The 19,206-nt window shown below is 57.3% G+C and carries 20 protein-coding genes and 2 tRNA genes; 10 read left to right on the top strand and 12 right to left on the bottom strand.

The features are described from left to right. Positions 1-23: 23 nt before the first annotated feature. The 3 genes from htpX to IPI71_03910 all read left to right on the top strand — a co-directional run bounded on the left by htpX (position 24) and on the right by IPI71_03910 (position 1,197). Positions 24-908 carry a zinc metalloprotease HtpX gene (gene htpX, locus IPI71_03920; protein QQR71655.1) on the top strand — a complete coding sequence of 295 codons (885 nt, stop codon included), beginning with the start codon at positions 24-26 and terminating at the stop codon, positions 906-908. A 140-nt stretch (positions 909-1,048) separates the two neighbouring features. Next, positions 1,049-1,119: transfer RNA gene (locus IPI71_03915), tRNA-Gly, on the top strand. 4 nt (positions 1,120-1,123) lie between these two features. Continuing rightward, a tRNA-Val gene (locus IPI71_03910) sits at positions 1,124-1,197 on the top strand. Between the two features lie 569 nt (positions 1,198-1,766). Here the strand turns inward: IPI71_03910 and IPI71_03905 are convergent. Both IPI71_03905 and IPI71_03900 read right to left on the bottom strand, forming a co-directional pair. Further along, positions 1,767-2,219 carry a HEPN domain-containing protein gene (locus tag IPI71_03905; protein QQR71654.1) on the bottom strand — a complete coding sequence of 151 codons (453 nt, stop codon included), beginning with the start codon at positions 2,217-2,219 and terminating at the stop codon, positions 1,767-1,769. Further along, positions 2,209-2,820 carry a nucleotidyltransferase domain-containing protein gene (locus IPI71_03900; GenBank protein QQR71653.1) on the bottom strand — a complete coding sequence of 204 codons (612 nt, stop codon included), beginning with the start codon at positions 2,818-2,820 and terminating at the stop codon, positions 2,209-2,211. The genes IPI71_03905 and IPI71_03900 overlap by 11 nt, the downstream gene beginning before the upstream one ends. A gap of 765 nt (positions 2,821-3,585) precedes the next feature. Here IPI71_03900 and IPI71_03895 point away from each other — a divergent pair. Continuing rightward, positions 3,586-4,440, top strand: coding sequence for a tetratricopeptide repeat protein (locus IPI71_03895; GenBank protein ID QQR71652.1), 855 nt, complete (start codon positions 3,586-3,588; stop codon positions 4,438-4,440). A 29-nt stretch (positions 4,441-4,469) separates the two neighbouring features. Then, complete coding sequence (locus tag IPI71_03890) at positions 4,470-5,588, top strand: TIGR04084 family radical SAM/SPASM domain-containing protein (GenBank protein QQR71651.1); 1,119 nt, start codon at positions 4,470-4,472, stop codon at positions 5,586-5,588. Between the two features lies 1 nt (position 5,589). Here IPI71_03890 and IPI71_03885 read toward each other — a convergent pair whose 3' ends face one another. The 10 genes from IPI71_03885 to IPI71_03840 form a co-directional block, all read right to left on the bottom strand. After that, entirely contained in the window at positions 5,590-6,069 is a 480-nt protein-coding gene (locus IPI71_03885; GenBank protein QQR71650.1) for a 23S rRNA (pseudouridine(1915)-N(3))-methyltransferase RlmH, read from the bottom strand. Between the two features lie 222 nt (positions 6,070-6,291). Next, positions 6,292-6,630 (bottom strand): DUF5518 domain-containing protein, encoded by a 339-nt coding sequence (locus IPI71_03880; GenBank protein ID QQR71649.1) that lies wholly within the window; start codon positions 6,628-6,630, stop codon positions 6,292-6,294. A gap of 311 nt (positions 6,631-6,941) precedes the next feature. Further along, positions 6,942-8,525, bottom strand: coding sequence for an O-phosphoserine--tRNA ligase (locus tag IPI71_03875; GenBank protein QQR71648.1), 1,584 nt, complete (start codon positions 8,523-8,525; stop codon positions 6,942-6,944). Next, positions 8,522-9,424, bottom strand: a complete 903-nt coding sequence (locus tag IPI71_03870) for a 4-demethylwyosine synthase TYW1 (GenBank protein ID QQR71647.1) — start codon at positions 9,422-9,424, stop codon at positions 8,522-8,524. The genes IPI71_03875 and IPI71_03870 overlap by 4 nt, the downstream gene beginning before the upstream one ends. Continuing rightward, entirely contained in the window at positions 9,396-11,060 is a 1,665-nt protein-coding gene (locus IPI71_03865) for an arginine--tRNA ligase (protein ID QQR71646.1), read from the bottom strand. The genes IPI71_03870 and IPI71_03865 overlap by 29 nt, the downstream gene beginning before the upstream one ends. Continuing rightward, a complete protein-coding gene (gene prf1, locus IPI71_03860) occupies positions 11,060-12,331 on the bottom strand; it encodes a peptide chain release factor 1 (GenBank protein QQR71645.1) in 1,272 nt (423 codons plus the stop codon). The genes IPI71_03865 and prf1 overlap by 1 nt, the downstream gene beginning before the upstream one ends. 85 nt (positions 12,332-12,416) lie before the next feature. Then, positions 12,417-12,923, bottom strand: a complete 507-nt coding sequence (locus IPI71_03855) for an NUDIX hydrolase (GenBank protein QQR71644.1) — start codon at positions 12,921-12,923, stop codon at positions 12,417-12,419. Further along, positions 12,924-13,595: a 7-cyano-7-deazaguanine synthase QueC gene (gene queC, locus IPI71_03850; protein ID QQR71643.1), complete on the bottom strand. Its 672-nt coding sequence runs from the start codon at positions 13,593-13,595 to the stop codon at positions 12,924-12,926. Then, positions 13,595-14,203 (bottom strand): radical SAM protein, encoded by a 609-nt coding sequence (locus IPI71_03845; GenBank protein QQR71642.1) that lies wholly within the window; start codon positions 14,201-14,203, stop codon positions 13,595-13,597. Before IPI71_03845 ends, queC begins: the two co-directional genes overlap by 1 nt. Beyond that, positions 14,200-14,604, bottom strand: coding sequence for a 6-carboxytetrahydropterin synthase (locus IPI71_03840; GenBank protein ID QQR71641.1), 405 nt, complete (start codon positions 14,602-14,604; stop codon positions 14,200-14,202). The genes IPI71_03845 and IPI71_03840 overlap by 4 nt, the downstream gene beginning before the upstream one ends. Positions 14,605-14,770: 166 nt before the next feature. Here IPI71_03840 and IPI71_03835 point away from each other — a divergent pair, with 166 nt between their 5' ends. The 5 genes from IPI71_03835 to IPI71_03815 all read left to right on the top strand — a co-directional run bounded on the left by IPI71_03835 (position 14,771) and on the right by IPI71_03815 (position 19,198). Beyond that, entirely contained in the window at positions 14,771-15,199 is a 429-nt protein-coding gene (locus IPI71_03835) for a 30S ribosomal protein S12 (protein ID QQR71640.1), read from the top strand. A gap of 5 nt (positions 15,200-15,204) precedes the next feature. Continuing rightward, complete coding sequence (locus IPI71_03830; protein QQR71639.1) at positions 15,205-15,792, top strand: 30S ribosomal protein S7; 588 nt, start codon at positions 15,205-15,207, stop codon at positions 15,790-15,792. Positions 15,793-15,816: 24 nt separating this feature from the next. After that, positions 15,817-18,009 carry an elongation factor EF-2 gene (locus IPI71_03825; GenBank protein QQR71638.1) on the top strand — a complete coding sequence of 731 codons (2,193 nt, stop codon included), beginning with the start codon at positions 15,817-15,819 and terminating at the stop codon, positions 18,007-18,009. Positions 18,010-18,446: 437 nt separating this feature from the next. Beyond that, a complete protein-coding gene (locus IPI71_03820; GenBank protein ID QQR71637.1) occupies positions 18,447-18,602 on the top strand; it encodes a hypothetical protein in 156 nt (51 codons plus the stop codon). Next, complete coding sequence (locus IPI71_03815) at positions 18,584-19,198, top strand: hypothetical protein (protein ID QQR71636.1); 615 nt, start codon at positions 18,584-18,586, stop codon at positions 19,196-19,198. The genes IPI71_03820 and IPI71_03815 overlap by 19 nt, the downstream gene beginning before the upstream one ends. The last annotated feature ends 8 nt before the right edge of the window (positions 19,199-19,206 follow it).

Raw genomic sequence — 19,206 nt, 5'->3', positions numbered from 1 at the left:
CCACCCCTGCCGTATATTGATGCATGAAGGTATGGAAACGTGATTGGGGTCTGACCTGGAGGATCTGGCTGACCATGTTCCTCCTGTTCCTGGTCTACCTCGTGTTCATTGCAGTACTCTCCATGCTCGGTATCGGCCTTCCATTCCTGGTGTTGCTGGTGTTCGTCATGGCGTTCATCCAGTATTTCTTCTCGGACAGGCTCGTCCTCTGGAGTACGAGGGCCCGGGTGATTGCCCCCGAGGAGTATCCCGAGCTGCACCGGATTGTCGAGAGGTGTGCCACCGAAGCCGGCATCCCCATGCCCCGGGTGGCGATCATGCAGTCCCAGGTGCCGAACGCCTTTGCCACCGGGAGGAGCCCGAAGCATGCCGTGGTTGCGGTTACCGATTCGATCCTGCGGCTGCTCTCTCTCCGCGAGCTCGAAGCGGTGCTCGCCCACGAGATATCGCATATCAAGAACCGCGATGTCCTGACCCTTACGATCGCAAGCTTCGTGGCCATGATCGCCGCGCTGGTGATGAACAACTTCCTCTTCGCAGCGATGTTCAACCGGAGGGACAGCGGGAGTGCATGGATCCTGGCAGGGATCGTGGCCGTTGTGGTCTACTTTGTCGCCCAGCTCCTGATCATGGCCCTTTCGCGGTACCGCGAGTTCGCGGCCGATCGCGGGAGTGCCTATATCACCGGTCATCCCCGTGACCTGATCTCGGCGTTGCAGAAGATCAGCGGGAGGATGGACTATGTTCCAGCCAGAGAAAAGCAGGCAGTGGAGACGGCGAATGCCTTCTTCATCATCCCGGCCCTCTCAGGATCGACCCTCATAGAGCTCTTCTCCACCCACCCCCCGCTCGAAAAAAGGATCGCGGCCCTCGAAAAAGTCGAGCTCGAACAAAAAGGGCTCGCATAACCGAATTTCACCTTTTTCCCCCCCCACTGTCGCCAGGACCGGGAGGTTTTTTTTGGAAAAATGGCTTCATTTGACGGAGCGGATACGGGAAAACAAAAGTAATAATATTTCCCAAAATCCATATACACAGGCGCAAACCTGCATCGATGGTCTAGTGGCATGACTTAGGCCTTCCAAGCCTATAGCCCGGGTTCAATTCCCGGTCGATGCACTGCGGGCTCGTGGTCTAGCTGGTTATGACGTCGCCTTCACACGGCGGAGGTCAGGAGTTCGAATCTCCTCGAGCCCACTGGAAATCTCCTATTAAAATTCTTAATTGCTTCGATTCGTTAAGCGCATCCAATATGAGTCTGTCTACGACTTTGGAGGCATTTTGCCCGTATTTTTGAGAAGATTTATGGTGTCTTTGGATAAGGTGAGATGAATTGGTTGACGGATCCGGGTGATCTGTTTTTCTTTTTCTATTATATCCCTTATTCCTGTTTCCTTTTCTCCTGTGGCCGCATATGGCGGAGTGTAGGCACACTGTTATCGGCGGGCGGGAGTTAAAGGGATAGCAACAAAGGGATGCGCGGGAAGGATTGGTTTTACCGGTTATTCCAAATCCTCTCAGGTAACAGGTGTCGGTTTCCATTCCCTGAATTGATGACAAAAGATACTCAAGTGATGACTAATGGTAATCAATAGGCTCGTTGATAAGAACCGGACGCTTGCCAAACTCCCGACATTATCTTTGATATCGAGCCGGTATTGACTGTGGACCAGACTATCACCGGAATAAAATGGCAATGCTGGTAAAAAGGTAGATGTGTTCTTGACCAGACCCTTCTCTATCGTGGCGAGAATGTTCCAGTCCCGCTATGGGGAGGGAATACGAAATCCCTGTTTGGAAAGATATGTACTGACGAGTTGGTGCATCGATTCCGCATCGCGGACCGTTCCCTCTGCGGAATCTTTCCCGTAGGTCAGGCCATAATCGGCCGATTCCCGGGCTGTTTTTGCATTTCGGAAATCGGTTACCGTTGATGGAGGCAGGAGACCTTTATTTGCAAATAGTTCCTCCACGGCTATGATCAGGCAATCATGGCTCTTCTCCATGTATCCCGCACTTAGGATGAGCGATTTGCCGGCATGAAACATGGAATAATACGCCTTGATGATCGTCCATTTATAATCCTGTTCGTGCAGGGATTTCCTTGCCGACTCGAGATCCTTTCGTGATTCCTGCAGCTCTTTTTTGATGTTCAACCGATCGATAGGAACTGTTCGTAATCCATGTATGTTCAGGCAGTTCGTGAATCTATACGACATGCTCTCTCCCTTTCAGTATCAATCCCTGGTGGATCTGATCGTAGAGGCTTCTATCGTCTCTCTTCAGGGCATACATCTCATCCAGAGTCAGGACAATCGGTGAGATCTCCCGGACGATCTTTTTCTGATGGGTGTTGAGAATCGTCATCACTGCCTCCTTGTCCTGTGTTTCAATATAGAGATCAATATCACTCCGATGGGTATCCTCGCCCTTGGCGCAACTCCCGTATAAAATGACGGTTGTTGTGATGGGATGGAGGTTCTGGATCAGCCTGTGTATCTCTAGCAGGGTAAAACAGATTTTCATCTGTCTGGTCAGCACATTGTTCATGTTGGATTGATAAAAAACGAGGTTTCCCACTTCCTCATGGGAGACCATCCCCAGCTTCTCCAATTGTTTCAGATTTTTGCTGATAAGGGAGACATCGTACTGGAGAGATCGGGCCAGATCCCGCACGTGGTATTTGGTCGGATAGTTCCTCCCCAGGAAGAGGAGTATGATCAATGACGATTTCCGGAACATGCTTCCATACGAAAGAAGAAAATCCCACGGATACAGTATCCCATCTTTCCCTGGATTCCCCATTCCCTCCTTATTCATGACGGACTCCGAATCACTGGAGATGATTTTGGATATCGATGGATATTCAACATATGTTGACTTATTCTCATCAACCGTAGGGTATAAATCAACATGATATATACATTTTCTGTCGCGTTGTTCATCCCATTGTCACGATAGTATAAATCTCAGATCAGGGAAAAAATAGGAGGTATGGACGGCCACGCGCTCCCTAGGGATTCTGTCTTCTTTGAACACCCTCTGGAAACGCTTATTCTGGGCTCGGTTCTGGAAACGCTGTCCTTTACATCGCCTTCACACGGCGGAGGTCAGGAGTTCGAATCTCCTCGAGCCCATCCTTTTTTTTTCTCTCTCTCCACGAACATCCAAAACCCTGTAGTGCAGCATAAATGTTGCAAGTCCCGCGAAATCAAAAAAATGCGGGAAATATACGGTCCAACGGGTGGAAGGCGTCATACCTTGGAGAAGGGCCGGCTTCAGAGTGCCACCCTCGTTCGCTGACAAGGAAAATGCTTCCACCGGGTCCCAATGGGAAAGCAGGGTTATGGTTACGCCAAGGCAAGTCCTGCTTTCAGCACCATCCCTGCGATCGAGACGCCATGCAGCTGGCAATGGCAGTCATCCCACCCGTTCGGTCCGCTGCAGTGGCGCGACAGGCGAAGCGCTGCAGGGCGACAGAGGTTGAACCCGGTATTGACAGATGTAAGCCCTCCACGAACATTTTTTTCATGTTTCCCGTTCGGTAGGATATTAAACACCCACAATGAGATCTTACCTAACCATATGGATAGAGAGAATCCTGCAGCATCGATCCGCTTTTTCCTGGCCCTCCTGGTCGTGGTGGCAGCAGTAGCCCTGCCTGTTCCGGGAACTGCGGACGCCTCTTCAGACCCGGCGATGCATCTCCGGAAGGGAGACGACCTCCTGCTCCGGAAGCTGTATCACGAAGCGCTGGTCGAGTATGAGACTGCGGTGGCAGGTGACCCCTACAACAGCATCGCCTGGAACAAGCTGGGGATAGCGCACATGCGCACGGGACGGTACGGGGATGCGGAGCTGGCGTTTGAAAAAGCGATTGCGCTTGATCCCCACTACACCGAAGCATGGACGAATATGGGCGATTCCCGTGCCGCGCTCGGGGATCACCAAAAAGCAATCGAGGCCTATGACCGTGCGCTTGGAATCAACCAGCGGGACATGTACGCACTCCTTCGTAAAGGGATTAGCCTCCAGGAGACAGGAGACTCAACCCAGGCCATGGCCGTCTACCAGGAAGTCATCAGGCTTGCGGACTGGGAGATGAGAAAACACCCGAACTACGCCTCCTTTGATGCAGAGATCTGGACAAATAAAGGGGAAGCACTCTCCCGGCTCGGACGGTACGAAGAAGCGGTGGATTCCTTCAATACGGCGCTCGAGATAAACCCAAAGCTCGAGCGTGCGAAGAGCGGAAAGGTAAGAGCACTGGACACCATACTGCTCGCACGCAGCAATCCCGACCTGGTGGTACCAGCGACTGTTGAGAACACCAGCCAGTCCATCCCGACAATCGTCCCCGTCCCGGCGTACTCTGTTATCGGGGCACTCCTCGGCGCCGGCGCTCTGATGGTTGGAAGGCGGCTGCAGCAAAAACCATAAGCCACTCCAGGGAAAAACCGGAACTTCCCATGTTCTATCACCTGATCCTGACCGACGAGTGCAACCTCTGTTGCACGTACTGCCGGGGAAAAGCCTTTGACGCGTTGGCCGGGGGCGAAAAGGACATGGAAATCGACATGTCGCTCCCGCCCGACTTCTCCTGCGACCTCTGTGACCTCTACCGGTTCCTCCAGAAGGACCCGTGTCCCTGCATCACGTTCTACGGGGGAGAGCCGCTGATGAGGATGGATCTCATCCGGACCATCATGGACACCGCCCCGGTCCGGCGTTTCATGATCCAGACCAATGGAACGATGCTTGGTCAGCTTGGCCCTTCGTATGTCAACAGGATGGAGAACATCCTCGTATCCATTGACGGTCCACGGAAAATAACCGATGCGAACCGTGGACCGGGGACCTTTGACCGGGTGATCCGGAACGTCAGGGAGATCGTATGCGGTGGATACACCGGCGAACTGGTTGCCAGGATGACGGTTGCGGAAGGGACCGATATCAGGGAAGCGGTCCGGTTTCTTGCCAAAAACGAGCACCACTCATTTGACTCCATCCACTGGCAGATCGATGCCGATTTTTCGGGAGATTCGTCGATGCGGGACTTTGCACGATGGCTTGACTCATGCTATATCCCCGGGGTCAGGAACCTTGTACGGGACTGGGTGGGCGTTATGGAAACCGAAGGCCGGGTCCTCCGCTGGTACCCCTTTCTCCAGACAACGCTCGACCTCCTCCAGGACCGGCCGTCCCGTCTCCGCTGTGGCTGCGGGTACGCAAATTACACCATACTGACCGATGGGCATATCGCTCCCTGCCCGGTGATGGTCGGGATGAAAGATACATACGTGGGACATATCAGGACCGCGGACCCGGCAAACCTCCCGGTATGCGAGATGACCGGGCCGTGTCGACAGTGCGATATCTTCTCCTTCTGCGGGGGCCGGTGCCTGTACGCGGACATCGCACGCCCCTGGCCTCCTGGAGAAAAGGCAGTCATCTGCCGATCGATCCGCGATCTCAAGGATTCGCTCTCCTCTGCACTTCCAGGAATCCGCGAATTGATCCGGTCAGGGACGATTGGGATCGAGGACTTTTCCCACACCCGGTATAACGGATGCGAGATCATACCCTGATCTACTTGTGGTATGGGATGTTCCGGTTGATGCACGCTGCCCGGTAGAGCTGCTCGACCAGGATGAGCCGGACCAGCTGGTGTGGGAAGGTCATCGGCGAGAGGGAGAGCACTGAATCGGCCTTCGTGCGGACCGCGTCGGGCAGTCCGAGCGGACCGCCGATGAGAAAGGCAAGGGATCCCTTCCCTTCCAGTTCGTATCCCTTCAGCCGTGAAGCAAGTTCCTCACTCGAGAGGAGGTCTCCTCCCTGATCGAGGGCGATGGTTACCGCAGGCCGGGGACCGTGGAGCAGGAACCGTTCCCACGTGGCATGCATGATCCCGGCCTTCTCTCTGCCGGATGCCCGGTCCGGTATACGCTCTTCGGGAAGATCGATGAACGTCAGCTTGTGGCAGGGTGCGAGGCGGGATGCATAGACCTGCAGCCCGGTCCTGATGAACTGTTCCCTGACTTTCCCCACGGCGACTATGGCGATCTGCATGGTTCTTGGGTCAGCCCCCTTGAGCCGGCTCTTTCACTTTCACGGCGCACGGCCGGTGTTCTTCATCCCGTTCACCAGACATGAGGAGTGGAGAGGTCTGCGGGAGGACCTTCGCGGAACAGGCCCCCGCACCCCCCTCTGCAGAAGACCACCTTGAAGAGAAACCTCACAGACTCCCCCTTTTCCCGGGGTTTCTCTCTTTTCATGGTATATCGGATCCGATCATTTTACAATCGCCCCTGCGGTCAACCCACCCAGGAAGGCGAAGATCCCGAAATAGAGGGTAAGGACCACGACATACAACCCGATTGCCATTGCCGGAATAAATTCCGGAGTCCCGAAGGGGAGTCCTCCTCCAATGGCGTTGAGAAAAGAAAAGATGATTGCCGATATGAGACCCGAAAAAAACCCTGCGGCGGCCCCGCCCCAGGCGCCTCCCCGTGCTATTATGCCGGCGATGAATCCCCCGATGGCCGGGCCGAGGACCGGGAGGGAGCCGAGGAGCACCATCACCAAAAAGCCGATAGTGATCCCCGGCCAGAACGATCGCTTCGCAGCCATGCCCGATCTGTTACCTGCGGAACGAATAAAGGTTCGGCCAGGACCCCGGGAGGCAGGGCGCTCCGCTCTAATCGGTCTCCGCTGCAGTCATACCCGTATCATTCACCAGAGCTGCCGGGGACATGGTTCTTTGCCGTTGGGACCAAGCGAACCCGTCTCTGCTACCTAGGGCGTGATCTCATCCATGGGCCCCGTCACCCAGATCGCCGGAACGCTGGTGGAAAAGTACAGCGGGACGACCGGCGCATAATTACAGTCACCGGCACCGGCCGGAGAGAGAACCGCTGAAAACAGGGGCGGCCGGCCGGGTATTACCCGACGATTTCCGAGCGCACGGTGAGGAATACCGGACCCCTCACATCGATCTTCCGGTTGTTGTCGGTGATAAACCGCATGGCGTAGTCCCTGATGCGGATATTGATATCGCCCGGATGTTTTGCCATCTTCACCTGAACGGTGATCCCCTCCCCGCACCGGGCGCCGGATTCGATCCGGGCCGCCGCCAGTGCTGCGACCGCCGAGAGATAGGTCAGGCCGGTAGAGACCCCCTGTTCCCGCACATCCTTCCATTTTTCAGTATCGGGAACTCCGAGGACCGAACCCTGGTGGACAACGATCTCGTTTCCACAGGCCGGGCCGAGGAGCCGCGATCCCGTTTCCGGCTCCTCGACATGGACCGTCACCTCGTGCCCGGCCAGGGAGCCCTGGTATGCAACAAACGAGCAGGGGCCCGGCTCGTCCCCATGGGCAAGGGCGGCAGCATGGATCGCCGATGCCAGGTCCCTCCCCTCCCGGGTTTCCGGTTCTTCGCGTAGACCTACGGCCCCTGCAATCTCGAAATCGGAGAAGGTCACCGGGAAGAACTGGGGAAATGTCAGTTTCCGGACATCATCGGCATGGTACGCGATCATCGCCAACCGTTCCACCCCAAGCCCCAGGTTCATGACCGGGATACCGATCCCGTATTCCCCGAGCGCCGATGGCGAGTAGAGCCCGAACGTGGCAACCTCCACCCAGTCGTGGACCGGGTGGCGTGCGTACACCTCGGTCTGGGTGCCGGGCATGTAGTACTTGGAGCGTTTCTCATCAGGGACGAACCGGAAGTCGGTATACCCGAACGCGGAGAGCAGCGCCCTGCTGACCGCTTTTCCTTCGTCGATGGTAACATCCTCGCCGGCAACCACGCACGAAGCTGAATGGTAGCTCATGAGCCGGGTCGGCCCCTCCTCCTGTTCCCTTCGGAAACAGCGGTCGATCGAGAAGAGGCGGAGCGGGAGGGGCTGCCTCTCCCATATCTCCCCCAGCGTTATGAACCACCCGCTGGTCATGTGGCTGCGAAGCGTGCTCCGGGAGGAACGGGGGGTGAGATCCTTGAAGGCAGAGAAGACCCGGTCATAGATCTCAACGGTCATCCCGTCATCGATCCCGAGCACCTGGGACGTGGCACGGATGAGATCATCGCCATCGATGGCCGATTTCTTGTAGGACTGGAGGAGCTCCCGGAGTCGCTCCTCCTCATCCCGACCGGCCTGCTTGCCGGTTATCGCGGCAATCCCTTCGAGTTCGGCCCTGCCGATCCCCTGGTTCGGCCGCTCTAGACCGCCGAGGTAGAAGACCCGGTCAAGGACGGCCCGGGCTTCGGGGCCGAACTGCCGGTACACTTCCTGCTCCTCGACGATGATGGGATTGCAGGCCTCGTCGAACCCGAGAGAGAGGTAGGTCTCTCTCAGCCGCTGGACCATGGAATACACGGGATGCGGCCTGGCCTGCCCGTACCTGAGCCGGGGATACCTGTCACCCGACCGCGGCGGCGTAATGACCCGGGCCCCTGCATACCAGGCCTCTTCAAAATGGTCGCGGGCCTTCTTCCGGAACTCTTCGGGGTCAAACCTCATGGGTCCTGCTCCAGGAGCACCACCCTGCTTGCAGGGTTCTCATCCGTGATCCGGTAATCGCAATGGCTGGCAATGCTACCGGCAAATGCCCGCACATCCGCATGTCGCGGCATATTCTCTCTCCCCAATCGTTTTCTACTGTATCCAAGATACATATATCCCTTCACCTCAACGAAGGTTGCTCCCGAGTCCTGGACCAGTTTGGCATATTTCCCGGGTGCAGAGGAATTGATGCCCTGTACCAGGGTGATCCGGACCGCCGATCGGCGGGTTCCCAGGAGCGCGATGCTCTCCCCGATCAGGTCCCAGCAGTCTTCCAGGGGCCGGCAGATACGGAGATAGGATTCGCGGTCAGGTGCTGGGAGCGAGATGTAGGTCTGGAACGGGCGGCAGGCATCGATTACCCATGGCCTTGTCCCGTTGGAGACCAGGAACGTAGTGTAACCCTGGTGCGTGAACAGGTCGATCAGTTCCGGCAGGTACGGGTAGAGCGTTGGTTCGCCGGAAAGGGAAATGGCAACGTGCCGGGGGGAGAGCGCCTCTGAAAACCGCTCCGCGGTCACGTACGGGGAGACCTTGTATCCCGAGAGGGCTCTCTTCTGGAGATCCGGGATCCTGGCGACGATCTCTTCGGGGCTGCACTCGCGTTCGCCCGGGTACTCGTGTTCGAACGACCGCCAGCAGAAGAGACAGCGGTGGTTGCACCGGAGCGTCGGGGTCATCTGGACACACCGGTGACTCTCCACCCCGTAGAACTGGTGCTTGTAACACTTTTCACCCCCCTTGAGCGCCTTCTTGCACCAGAGGCAGGGCTTGACCGCTGCAGAGGAGTCCGGCGCAACGAACTGGTATCCCTGGCTCCGGAGCGCCTTACATGGTTGCGAGTGCTTCGATGCCAAGGGTCTCAAGTGCCTCCCGAAGGGTGTTTTTTGTTGCCAGCACCAGGGTGAGGCGACTGTCTCTTGTCTCACCCTGGCTCTTTAGGACCGGTTCGAACTGGTAGAAGACGTTGAAGAGGTCGGCCAGTTCCCTGGCATAGGTGGCAATCAGGTGGGGCCGCAGGTCCCTGACAGCAGATTTGAGCACCCAGGGGAACTTTGCGATGTGCTTGGCAAGTGCGATCTCACTTTCCATGGCAAGGGTAAATGCCGGTTCAAAGTCCCCGGCCTTTTCGAGGATACTGCATGCCCGTGCATGGGCGTACTGGATGTAGGGCCCGCTCTGCCGCTCAAAGTCGAGGGCCTCGTCCCAGTCGAAAACCGTGCTCTTCTCCGGGGAGATCCTGACGATGTCGTAGCGGATGGCGGCCAGGGCAACGGCCCGGGCGATTGCCTGCCTGGCCTGGTAATCGAGGTCATCGCGCCGTGCGGTGACTTCTTCGTACGCCCTCCTGGTGACTTCTTCGATCAGCTCATCGGCAGAAATGAAGGTCCCTGCCCTGGTGCTCATCGCACCTTCCGGTAGCGAGACAAACTCGAAATGGATGATCTCCGGAGCATTTTCTCCGAGCAGCCGCAGGGTGGCGATGAGCTGGGACCCGATCAGCTTGTGATCCGCTCCCAGGACATCGATCACGCGGTCGAAGTTCCGTCCTTTCCATACATGGTAGGCAAGGTCGCGGGCAGCATACACCGTTGTCCCATCGCTCCTCCGCAGCACGTACTCCTTCTCGAACCCGGCAGAAGAAAGGTCGATCCAGAGCCTCCCGTCGTCATGGCACTCGGGGAGATGGATGAGACGGGCGATGACCCGGGAGGTATCCCCGTTCCGGATGAAATCGCTCTCCCACACGAACCGGTCGTGGCGGGCGTTCAGAGCGTCCAGGGTCTCCCTGAAACCATCGAGGCATTCGTTCACCGCGTCCCTGAAGAGCGATACCGTCTTTGCATCCCCCCGCTCAACCTCCTGCATTAAGCGGTCAACATCGAAAACGATCCCGGGATCCTGCCCGATCTCGCGGTTTGCTGCGATGTATACCCGTGCAACATGGTGATCACCCTTTTCACCTTCGCGCCGGGCGCTGTCAAGGTGGGTGAATCCCCAGACAACAATAGCGATCTGGCGCCCCATGTCATTGACGTAGTACTGCACTTCGACGGTATGGCCCGCCTTGCGGAACGCCCTGGCCAGAGTGTCCCCGATGATGGTGTTCCTGATATGACCAACATGGAGGGGTCCGTTCGGGTTTGCACTGGTATGCTCCAGCACGATCCGCACCGGCTGCCGCGGAAGGCTCCCGTATCCTGGAAGGATGGCCCGGGCCAGGGTCTCCCTGGTGTAACCACTCCCGGTATGGAAGTTGATATACGGCCCCCGGGTCTCTATCCGGACGATGTGCAGGTCTGGATCGGTCCGCAGGCCTTCTGCAAGCTCCGCGGCGATCTTCGCGGGAGGCGTTTTCCGTTCTTTTGCCAGGTCAAAGGCGACCGTGGAGGCAAAATCGGCGTGCGCACCACCATCGGTAAGAGGCGGATGTGGGATTCCGGTCGCCGATGCGAGCGCCCTGCTGATGGTCTCGAAGGTCTCCAGGTACATCAGAACCCCGTCCTGTACCTGAGCATTGCAGCAATACCGCCAAACGCGGTATACAGAATGGCTCCCTCTTCGAAATCGTCAGAGATGATCTCCACCTTCGTGCTGGTCTGGTCGGCAAGGGTAGTCAGTTCCTCAACGATATCCACTTCCGAATCGACCACCATCGGGGCAGTGCACTGCCGGCAGGTGGTGGCGAGAATATCCTCGACGGTCTTGCCCGGTTCAAGCGAGATGGTCCGCTCTTCGGAACGACCGCAGTTCTGGCACGTGATGGTGACCCGTGACTTCCGCAGCCTGCTTGAGAGGATGAGGGTGTCAACGGCTCCGAGATCGAGGTTCTTCCTGACACTCTCCTCGCCGTAGGCCGCAAGGCCGTCCTCTCTTACGAGTTCTTTGAGGAACCGGTTCATGATCTCTTTCTCCTTGACCACCGCCATGCCCTTGAGGGCATCCTTGGCAGCGTCCACCAGCTCGGCAAGTCCGCTCTCGTTGGTATAGGCGACATCGAAGAGCCCGATGATCCGCTTCTGGATTTCGTGGTGCAGGTACTGGCCGGCCTCGAACTCTTCCTTGGTCGGGCTCGGGCCACCGATCAGGACGCCCCTGAACCGCTCGAAAAAGTCCTTCTCGGAGAGGAATATGTCGCTTGCCCGCTCTCCAATCTTGGTGTAGAACTCGTTGATGGCGATTTCACGGAGGCGCTGGAACCGGACGCTGGACTGCCCCCCTTTCCTCTGCTTGCCGGGGACAGTCGATGTGACACCACCGATCGGCTCGATCCGGTTTCCCCGCAGGAAACCCCAGTACGCCTCTCTCCTGTCGAGCACCAGCAGGCCATACACGTTCTTTTCCTCGAGCATCTCCCTGAGGGGCTCGAGCTCGAAGTTCGAACTGCACCGGTACAGGTAGAGGTTAAGGGGTTCGGGCGGCTCAATGATGGTGCATTCCAGGTCGGACCGGTCTCCTCCAAGCTGTATGGTGCCGCAGAAGACCGCCATGCCGTTTTCAGGAGGGTTTTTGTAATATTTCAGGCGGGAGAGGATCGATGATATCGCGCTTTGGACGTTTGTCCTGGTCTGTTTGCTCTTGATATTGGCGCACTGCCCGAACTCATCGCGGAGCTGGCCGACCACGTCATGGATCTGTTTGTCAGGAGGGACGTAGAGCGAGATGAGCTCGGTTCCGCTCCCCTGTTTTGCCTGCAGCTTCTCGAGGGTCTTTCTGAACTCGTACCGCCGCCGCGCGTCATCCATCTGGGCTGGTTCGGCCATACCTCTGCACCACCACTCGTGGAAAATCTTACTACTATTCGACACAGGGCGCTATAAATTTGCGCCACGCCCCCTCCGGGGAAGGTTATTTTCCGGAGACCAGGCACCGGTACACTAGGGCGATGGTCTTAGCATCGGATATCGCGCCGTCCCGTATCATGGCCGGAAGGTCGGCAAGGGGTACCTTGAGAAGCTCGATCTCCTCATCATCGTCCTTCTGGTGCAGGCATGAGGGGGAGAGCCCATATCCCTCATAGAGAAAGATACGCTCGTCGCTAAAACCCGGGGTGGTGAAGATGAACCCCCGGTCGATCAGCGTCTCTGCCTGCAGGCCGGTCTCCTCGATCAGTTCCCGGTGCGCGGCATCTTCCGGCCGCTCTCCGGCACGCAGCGTTCCGGCCGGCACCTCGAGTATGCTCTCTCCTATCGCAGCACGGAACTGGCGGATGAGATAGCAGCAGCCGTCTGCCCTGACCGGCAGGACCGCTGCAGCATCTCCCGGGTGGACCACGATTCGTTCCACCTCCCGCCCGCTGGCAAGCCGGACCTGCTTCTTCTCGATGCTCATTCGTTTTCCACGGTAGAGTTCCATTCAGTCATCTCCCTTGTAGGGTATGGGGTCCTTCATGCCGAGCGCCTCGAACGCGGCCTTCCTGAAATAGCAGGCCCCGCATAACCCGCAGGCTTTCTCTTCGTCCTGGTAGCAGGACCAGGTATGCTCGTACGGTACCCCGAGCGTACGCCCGAGCGACAGTATCTCCTGCTTGGTCATGTCCAGGAACGGGGCCATGATGCTGATCCGGGTCCCGTCACGGGTACCGGTGTCCACCACCCGTTGGAAGGCCTCGATAAACCGAGGCTGGCAGTCAGGGTACCCGCTGTAGTCCCGGGACTGGACTCCGATAAAGACCGCACCCGCACCCTTCGCCTCGGCACAGCTTGTGGCAATGGAGAGGAGGTTGGCGTTCCGGAACGGGACATAGGTGGCGGGCACCCCCTCACCGCCCTCCCTGAACCTCTCGATGGCAATCCGGTGATCGGTCAGGCTGCTTCCGCCGAACCGGGCCAGGTAGGCGAGGTCGATCTCGATGAACTCCTCCGCCCCGAGAAGGCCGGCGATGGTCCGTGCCGCCAACCGCTCTTTTCTCTCGGTCCTCTGCCCGTAATTGAGATGGAGGCAGATGAGATCGTAGCCTTCATGACGGGCATGGTATGCCAGCGTGGCAGAGTCCATACCGCCGGAGAGGAGACAGACCGCCCGCATCATGGCACCCCGACAACCTTGTGCAGCTGGACCTGGAGCCGGACCGGGAGGTCACGGGCGACGATGAAATCGGCAACCTGCCGGTAATCCGATCCGAACACCGGGGAGAAGAAGACTTCGCACCGGACCGGATGCTCTTCCAGGATCCGGGCCGCGAACTCGCAGTCCTCCCTCCCTGCCACCACGAACCTGAGGCTGTCGCGGGGGGAAAGGAAGGCGAGAAGCCCGGTATCAGACCGCATGCCCGATGAGGGACACTTCACGTCCATGCAGATCGAGGCATAGGGCTGGAACGGGCGAAAATCGATCGTGCCGTTTGTTTCGATCTCGATCTCAACCCCCCTGCCGCTGTAAAAACGCACCAGGGGGAGCAACCCCTCAGCCTGCATGAGCGGTTCGCCCCCTGTAATGCAGAGGCGGTGCCCGGTGACTGCCGCGATCCGCTGCATGACCTCGTCGCAGGTCATGTCCACCCCCCCGCTCCTGGCAGAGGGGGTGTCGCACCAGGCACAGGCGAGGTTGCACCCGGCAAGCCGCAGGAAGGTGCAGGGAGCCCCCTGGCATTTTCCTTCCCCCTGGACCGATCGGAAGATCTCAGCGATTCTCATGACCCGATCTCGGCAAAACAGGTCTCCGACTCCCAGACCCTGATCCGTTCCACCTGTGCTGCGGCCCCTGCCTCCCGGCATTCCGCTTCGATGGTATCCCGGATGATTTCAGCGAGGAGTTCGCTTGTCGGGTCTCCGGGCGTGGTGACAACTGGCTGGAACTGCCCGATGCATGCTGCCATCGGGTCGTCGCGGTTGAGGATGATCTGGTGATCGAAGCGCTCGACAATCGATTTGATGGCATTGTAATCGACAAGTATTCCGGTGGCCGGGTCCACCTCTCCGGTGATCCAGACCTCTACTTTCCAGCGGTGGCCATGGAGGTTTGCGCATTTCCCGCGATAGTGCATGAGCCTGTGGCTGGCATCGAAATGCACCCGCTTATAGATACGGGAATTCATCAGTACAGGTACGCCGGATAGACGTATAATATTATTAGCAATGCGGGATAACCTTACCAGGCACAAAAAGGGACTCCACAATATATAAAACCGTTCCGCGCGATTATATATATCACAGTGGGGTCTATCCACATCGTCGACACGTGTAAAATAACTGAGGGATTTCATGGGACAGGGAAAATTTGCTGCAAGGAAACTCACCCGCGATGCCAAAAAGTTCCGGTGGAGTGATCCCAAGTACGTACGGAGCCATTCGGGTGTGAACCTGAAGTCCGATCCCCTTGAGGGGGCACCCCAGGCACGGGGTATCGTGCTGGAAAAGATCGGCGTGGAAGCAAAGCAGCCGAACTCGGCCATCCGCAAATGCGTCCGCGTCCAGCTGATCAAGAACGGGCGCCAGGTCACTGCGTTTGCGGTGGGTGACGGGGCAATCAACTTCATCGATGAACACGATGAAGTCGAGATAGAGGGAATCGGTGGCAGGCTTGGCCGTTCCATGGGGGATATCCCCGGCGTACGGTATGTCGTGACCAAGGTGAACAACGTTTCACTCCACGAGATGGTCATCGGCCGCAAGGAGAAACCGCGCAGGTGATGAAGATGGCAGAGACAGAGACCCGGGCAGCAAACCTGCTGCTCTTCAACCGGTGGGACCTCTCCGAGGTACAGGTGGCCGATCCCGGCCTTGTCAGGTATGTCGGGCTGGACCCGGTTATCGTGCCCCACACCACCGGTAAGTTCACCCGGCAGGAGTTCAACAAGGCCCACATGCTCATCGTCGAGCGCCTTATCAACCGGCTCATGCAATCGGAAGCCAATACCGGCAACAAGCAGCTTGCCATGCGCATCGTCCGCGATGCCTTCGAGATCGTCCACCAGAAGACCAAGAAGAACCCTGTCCAGGTCCTCATTGAGGCGATTGCCAACACCGGCCAGCGCGAGGAGACGGTCAGGCTCAAGTACGGCGGGATCAACGTCCCGAAATCTGTCGATACCGCACCCATCCGGCGTGTCAACACGGCCCTCTTCTTCATTTCGGAGGCCGTGGAAAAAGCAGCACACAAGAGCAAGAGGCCGGTCGCTGCATGTCTTGCAGACGAGCTGATAGCGGCTTCAAAAGGCGATGTGAAGGCATATTCGGTGAATAAGAAAGAAGAGCGGGAACGCATCGCGAAATCCGCCAGATGAGATCCCTTTTTTTATGGTGTTGTTATGGCCAGAGGCAGGAAATCGATAGATCGGGTAAAGGAACTGATGAACGAGCCGGTTCACATCCGGAACATCGGCATTGTAGCGCATATCGACCATGGAAAGACCACCCTTTCAGACAACCTCCTGGCCGGTGCCGGGATAATCAGCGAGGAACTGGCCGGAAAGCAACTCTTCATGGACTCTGACGAAGAGGAGCAGTCGCGGGGTATTACCATCGATGCAAGCAACGTATCGATGATCCACGAGTACGACAGGCAGGAATACCTCATCAACATGATCGATACCCCCGGCCACGTTGACTTCGGTGGTGACGTGACACGTGCCATGCGCGCGGTTGATGGCGCGGTGGTGCTGGTCGATGCCGTTGAAGGCACCATGCCCCAGACCGAGACCGTGCTCCGCCAGGCCCTGAAGGAGGGCGTCCGCCCGGTCCTCTTCATCAACAAGGTGGACCGGCTGATCAACGAGCTCAAGGTGGACGAGATGGAGATGCAGATCCGTCTTGGCAAGGTGATCGACAAGGTCAACAAGCTCATCAAGGGCATGAAGGAGGATGCCTACAACAAGGGCTGGAAGCTTGACGCGGCCCAGGGGACGGTTGCGTTTGGGTCTGCTCTCTATAACTGGGGGGTCTCGGTCCCCTACATGAAGAAGAGCGGTGTCTCGTTCAAGGAAGTCTACGACAAGTGCCGGTCCGGCGATATGAAGAGCCTTGCAAAACGCAGCCCGCTCTGCGATGTGGTGCTCGACATGGTGGTCCGCCACCTGCCAAACCCGGTAGACGCGCAGAAACGCCGTATCAAGGTCATCTGGCACGGCGATACAGAGTCGCCGGAAGGAAAGGCCATGATGAACTGCGACCCGAACGGACCGGTTACCCTGATGGTCACCGATATATCCTTTGACCCCCACGCCGGAGAAGTAGCCACCGGGCGGCTCTTCTCGGGAAGACTCAGGCGCGGGACCGAGATGTACGTGATGGGGACCGCCAGGAAGGTAAACCGCCTCCAGCAGGTAGGCATCTTCATGGGACCAACCCGGGTCGAGGTCGACGAACTGGTCGGAGGAAACATTGCTGCGGTAACCGGGCTTAAGGACGCCATTGTCGGTTCGACCGTGACCACCCTCCAGGAGATGACCCCCTTCGAGTCGCTCAAGCACTACAGCGAACCGGTCATGACCGTCGCCGTCGAAGCAAAGAACATGAAGGACCTGCCCAAGCTTGTCGAGGTGCTCCGGCAGGTGGCAAAGGAGGACCCCACCCTGGTGGTCACCATCAACGAAGAGACCGGGGAGCACCTCATCTCGGGGATGGGGGAGCTGCACCTCGAGATCATCACCGGGAGGATCAAGCGCGATAAGGGGGTCGAGATCGTGACTTCACCCCCCATCGTGGTGTACCGGGAGACCGTCACCCAGAAGGCCGGGCCGGTCGAAGGAAAATCACCGAACCGCCACAACCGGTTCTACCTCGAGATCGAGCCGCTTGCCGAGGAGATCGTCAACCTCATCAAGGCCGGTGAAGTCTCCATGACCCAGACCGCGCTCGAGCGAAGGGATGCCCTTATCGCTGCAGGGATGGACAAGGAAGAGGCCAAGAACATCAAGGACATCCACGGCACCAACATCTTCATCGACATGACCAAGGGTATCCAGTACCTGAACGAGACCATGGAGCTGATCCTTGAAGGCGTTCACGAGGCGCTGGCAGGAGGGCCGCTCGCCGATGAACCGGTCCAGAACCTCAAGATCCGCCTGGTCGATGTCAAGCTCCATGAAGATGCCATCCACCGGGGCCCGGCCCAGGTCATCCCCGCGGTCCGGTCAGCGCTGAAGGGCGGCATGCTGATTGCAGGCGATTCCCTCCTTGAACCGATTCAGAAGATCCAGATCACCGTGCCTGCCGACCAGATGGGAGCTGCGACCTCCCAGATCCAGGGGCGGCGCGGCCAGGTCTTTGACATGCAAAGCGAGGGCGACACCATGACCGTGGTAGGCAAGGCACCGGTGGCAGAGCTCTTCGGGTTTGCCGGGGATATCCGGTCCGCAACCGAGGGCCGCGCCATGTGGAGCACCGAGTTTGCCGGGTTTGAGATCGTGCCGTCAGGCATGGCCAGGGACGTGGTGACGGCGATCAGGAAGCGGAAGGGTCTGAAGGAACAGATGCCAACTCCTTCGGATTACCTGGCATAATTTTTTTTCCGGCAGTTGCAAACCAACCGCCGAGCAGTTTTCAATCTAATTTCTCAAGGACGTCCGGATGTCATATCCCGGGCAGGCCCGGCGCCGCCCGAACCTATGTTCTGCACAGGTGCAATCGGGAGAGTGATGCAGAGAACCTGACTTCGCCAGAAGAAGGATGAGAAGGTAGTGTTTATATAATTTCATGCAAAAAAACACAGCCTTCTCATTAGGTAATATAGCATTAATCGATAAAATTGATTCGGAGACCAACTTTTTCGCATCAGTTCTTGGCGGAGTTGGTGGTCGAAGCAAGTCATTCATACCATCCGTAAACTCTCATCAGCAACAAACTCAATCAATCGGTATCGATCAATAAGATTCTGGACTTTACCCCCGACGAACTTCTCAAGACACTGGGGTTTGAAGATACAATTTCAGACCGGAGTTTGTATCGGACTCTGGAACGACTGGGAGAAAGAAAGTCGATTGTTCTTGACCAGTTTCAACGCTGGATCTCCCAGCAGAGCCTCGTGGATCCAACCCAGTTCGTGGACTTCAGTTCGAGTTACTTTGAGGGGACAAAATGTCCGCTGGGGAGTTAGGGTATTCCCGGGACAATCAGCCAGGGAAACTCCAGATCGCATTTGGGATCAGTGTCGGCCTCAATAACATACCGACGATGCTGACCATCCAGAAAGGAAATGTTCAGGATAAAAAGCATATGCAGATGCTGATCCGGTTATGCTCGAGCGTTCTTCCTGAAGGCAGTCTTCTGGTGTTTGACTGTGGAGGGAATACCCAGGATAACAAACGAAGGATCCGCGATCTGAAGTTCCATTATTTGACCCTGAAAGCAAAGAAGAAAGGACCATACCGGAACGAGATAACGATCTACCATGCCAGGAAAGAAAGCCAGGTTTCATTCGTTTCTGGCAACCGGGTCTATTCATGTGTCAAATATCGGGATGGCGAAGAAGTCCGGGACATATTTTTCTGTGACGACCTGGCCTGTGACCAGTTGACGAAGAAAGCAAGGAAACTTGAGAAAGACCTGGAGAAGGGGAAGGTTCTCACAAAGAAGGTTGAACGCGGAAAAGATCTCGGCCAGTATATCGCTCCTGAGGGGTTGGATCATCGCCCGTGGTCATCTCCAGAAGATCATTGGCGATATCCCCAACCCCTATGTAACCGGTCTTGAAGGTTTCT

It is taken from the genome of Methanolinea sp. (assembly GCA_016699325.1).
GTDB lineage: Archaea > Halobacteriota > Methanomicrobia > Methanomicrobiales > Methanospirillaceae > UBA9949.
Note: the sequence above shows the minus strand (reverse complement) of the source record. Positions and strands in the feature narration are given on the sequence as shown.